The organism is Rosettibacter sp. KY25 (assembly GCF_057554405.1).
The window spans coordinates 1-3,902 of sequence record NZ_BAAJAO010000049.1; the positions used below are offsets into that span (position 1 = coordinate 1).

The window sequence follows — 3,902 nt, forward strand, 5'->3', positions numbered from 1 at the left end:
AAAGAAACCACTCGAAGTACCATCACCAGCACCAATAATAATATCACCGTTACCATCTCCTGCTGCTCTGCCTTTAGAACTATTTGTAATTAAGCCAACTCTGTTTGCAGCTGTTCCGATTGAAGATCCAGCTGTACGCGCAGCACCGCCAATAATTATACGACCATTATTTGCATTTGCAGCACCAGTTATACCAGAGAAATCAGAACTATTGTTAATACCACCATCTGCTCTAACTATACCACTAGTAATTGCATTGCCCCAAGTTATTAATCCGTTTCCGCTAAAGTCTGTAGGGTTAGTTGCTCCTGATAATGTAGTTTTTGATGTATTGTTTATAGCTCCATTTATTGTAACATTTGTATTTGTGTTTTGGAAAACTATATTACCAAAGCCATCTACGTCAGTAGAAGTACCATAAGACCCACTTATAGTTGTGTTATTCACAACATTACCAGTAATCGTAATTGCTGCATCTGGGAATGTAATTCTACCTGATGTTGCTCCATTCCATGTAGCAGCATTACTTACAGTTAAAGTAGCTTGATTTGTTACATTTCCATTAATTGTTACAGCTCCACCAAATGTAATAGAAGCACCTGTAGCAGCTGTTACACTTGAATTTAATAACACATTACCATGAACTGTTGCAAGTGCAGTTCCTAAATTAACAGTACCAGTTCCGCTTAAAACCAAAACATCACCTGTAAAACCTGTTGTTCCTAACGTTGTTACAGTATTACCACTTAAAGTTACACTTGCTGCATTTTGTACTGTAAGTGTTCCTGTAATAGCAGTTGGTCCATTAATAATCAAAGTTGGAGTACCAGTACTTGAAGTAGCTACTATATTTGGCAATGTAAATGCACCAGCTAAAATAACATCATCATTCATATTAAAATTCAAAGTTCCATTTGTTACATTACCCCCTATAGTATGGTAATTTTTTGAAACATAACCGATAGATGTATTAGCAGCTGTATTTCCAGGTGCAACATCAAATGTCGTAGCTGTTACGGCTGTAACTGTTTGAAAAGTATTATTTAAATCTGAACCCGGAGCTACTATATATACAACATCACCCACTGTTAAACCGTGTGGAGTTGTAGTAGTAATTGTAGTTGGTCCAACAGCAATAGGAACACCTCCTACACCAATCGATGCTGCTTTTGGAGTATTTCCGTTTACTGTCCAATTATTTCCACCCAGATTAAGAGCAGCACCTGTATTGATTATACCATTAACAGTTACTGAAGCACCACTTTTAACTGTTACTGCTGCAGTCGTTGTAAAATTATTTACGCTTCCACCAGTATTTGGGAATTCATCTCCGGTAGTATATGCTGCATTATAAACCCAATTAACACTTCCGCTAAAAGCTAATTGGCCAGTAACTTTTGTTGTTGTAGCTACTGCACCTACAGTTATTATTCCACCATTAACTGTAATTAGTCCATTTGGATTATCCAAAGTTCCTGATGTTAATGTCAATCCACCTTTCAAAGTAAACTGACCAGAATTAAAAACAGCTTTATTAGCCAACGCACCTGTATTAATCTGCAGTAATGAAGCGATACCTACATTTCCACCACTGGATTGAAATGTTAATTGCTTATTTACTATAATTGTAGCAGGCTCACCTGTTAACGTACCATAATCAGTACCTGTATAAGCTACAACAATTATATCACCTGCATTAGATTCAGCAATTGCACCTTGAGTGCCGCCAATTGTTTTCTTTGGACCCGTTACGCCATCATCTGGGGTTGGTATTGTAGCTGATAGACCATTACGGCCATCATTACCAATCTGGTTATTGACGTACCAGGTTACTTGTGCAAACGCTGTCGTTCCAAGCAGAACGAGAAACGTTAGCATTAAAAATAATTTGTTTAACTTCATTTTTTTCTCCCTAATTGGTTGAGAAATTATTTTTTACTAAAAAAGATTAACATAAAAAAGTGTATTTTTTACACACACAAACAAACTTTGATAAGCTCCGTTTGGATAAGCCCTCGTCCTTAAGTCGGTCTTGGTTTTTTCATTCGCTTTTACCTCCTTATTTTGTTTGTTAATGTTGTTAATTAATTTATTCATTGTTTGGTTTATTGAGTTATAAAAATTTTCTTTTCTTAAATTATTTCTCGCAAAGATGCCAAGATTTTTTTCTTTGCGACTTTGAGTTTCTGCGTGAAATTTTTCATTATTTTTCAATAACTTATGAAATTTATATAGAGTTTTGGTTTAAAATAATAGTTGCTTTTAAACTTGTCAATAATTTTTTTAAATAATTTTTCATTTCTGTTAAATAAGTTACACATTTCAAAGCACCTTGTCAAACTTTTTCTGTTAAGTTTTTTTCCCTTTGTGTGCTTTGTGATTTCCTTTGTGAACTTTGTGGTTAATATTTTTTTACCACTAAGTACACGAAGTTCACACGAAGTACACAAAGTTATTTAGCAGTAATTACTTTCACTTCATCATGAAAAGAACAATAAACACTATCAACTAAATCATTCAGAAAAATTCCATGCTCTACTATTCCAGCTCTTTCATTTAATATAGAGTTAAGTTCTGCCGGATTTTCAATTTTTCCAAAGTTAACATCAAGTATATAATTTCCTTCATCTGTAACAAATGGTTCACCATTTTCATTTTTTCTTAATTCAACTTTTCCACCGAGTGATTCAAGAAATTTCTTTTCGCTTTCAAGCGCAAATTGCAAAACTTCAACGGGCACAAAAAATTTTTCTCCCAATCTATTTGAAAGTTTAGATTCATCAACTACAACCAAAAATCTTTTTGTATTCTGAGCAATTACTTTTTCACGCAGCAATGCACCACCGCCGCCTTTAATCAAATTCAAATCCGAATCTACTTCGTCAGCTCCATCAATTGTAATATCAATTGGTTTTTTATCAAATGAAAATTTTGAATTAAGAGAGAGTGTAGGTATCCCTAACTGAATTGCTAATGTTTCTGTTCTTTTTGATGTTGGAATACCGTAGATATTTTTCAATTGACCGTCCTTAATTTTTTGAGCCAATTTTTCAATTGCGAATTTAGCTGTAGAACCAGTGCCCAAGCCAACAATCATTCCATCATGAACTTCATCTACTGCCTTTTCAGCAGCAAGTTTCTTCAGTAAATTTTTATCCATTCTGCAATTCCGAGTTTGTTTTTAAAGAAATAATTGTGCCAGATAAAAATTCTTGATTTTTCGTTTATAAATTTAGGATAATTTTAATTGGCATGCGAATATTTTTCGTGGGGAAGGTAAATTATTACTGGATTTCAAGATTGCGCCGTAAGGCATTCCTTTGGAACAAGATTTTAGTTATTGCAGGTTACAAGTTGCAAGTTGAAAGTTAAAGGTGAAAGGTTGCTGTTTGATGGTGGAAGATTATAAAACCCTGAAGGGGTTTAATTTTAATAGAAGAAATTATGCAAGCGATTTTTTAAGAACCCTGATGGGGTTCAATCTTAATGGGGTTAAAGGTTAGAAGGTTTTAAAGTTGCAGGCTTTAATTTGATAATACTGCAAAAGGGGTAAATAATAGATTCTTTGCGCGCTCTGCGGTTTCAATATTTTTTGAACACAGATAAACACAGATTAATAAGATTTTCTCTGTTTTCAGATTCTTTAATCGACATAAAAAATTTCATGTCATTCTGAGTCCGCCAAAGGCGGACGAAGCCTCATATAAAATTATGAAGTATTAATTAAATTCTTCGTCGCCCGCCAAAGGCGGACTCCTCAGAAAGACAATATTCAAAAGTCATTCTGAAAATCTCAATTAAACAAATAGATTCTTCGGTCGTCCCGCCTTTTTGACGGTCTCCATCAGAATGACGGAAAAGTATTAATACTTATGATAAGAAAACATTGTGTCATTCTGAAT

2 protein-coding genes are annotated in these 3,902 nt (G+C 34.3%); both read right to left on the reverse strand.

Annotation, left to right across the window (positions count from 1 at the left end; genetic code table 11):
- Positions 1 to 1,902: beta strand repeat-containing protein (locus AC27L2_RS13665; RefSeq protein ID WP_487212326.1), on the reverse strand; the 1,902-nt coding region annotated here is incomplete at its 3' end.
- A gap of 550 nt (positions 1,903 to 2,452) precedes the next feature.
- Positions 2,453 to 3,160, reverse strand: coding sequence for a ribose-5-phosphate isomerase RpiA (gene rpiA / locus AC27L2_RS13670; protein ID WP_487212327.1), 708 nt, complete (start codon positions 3,158 to 3,160; stop codon positions 2,453 to 2,455).
- Between the last annotated feature and the right edge of the window lie 742 nt (positions 3,161 to 3,902).

What these genes read in the sequence shown, in the direction of transcription:
- rpiA (WP_487212327.1), bottom strand. Translation starts at nt 3,160, where the DNA reads ATGGATAAAAATTTACTGAAGAAACTTGCTGCTGAAAAGGCAGTAGAT.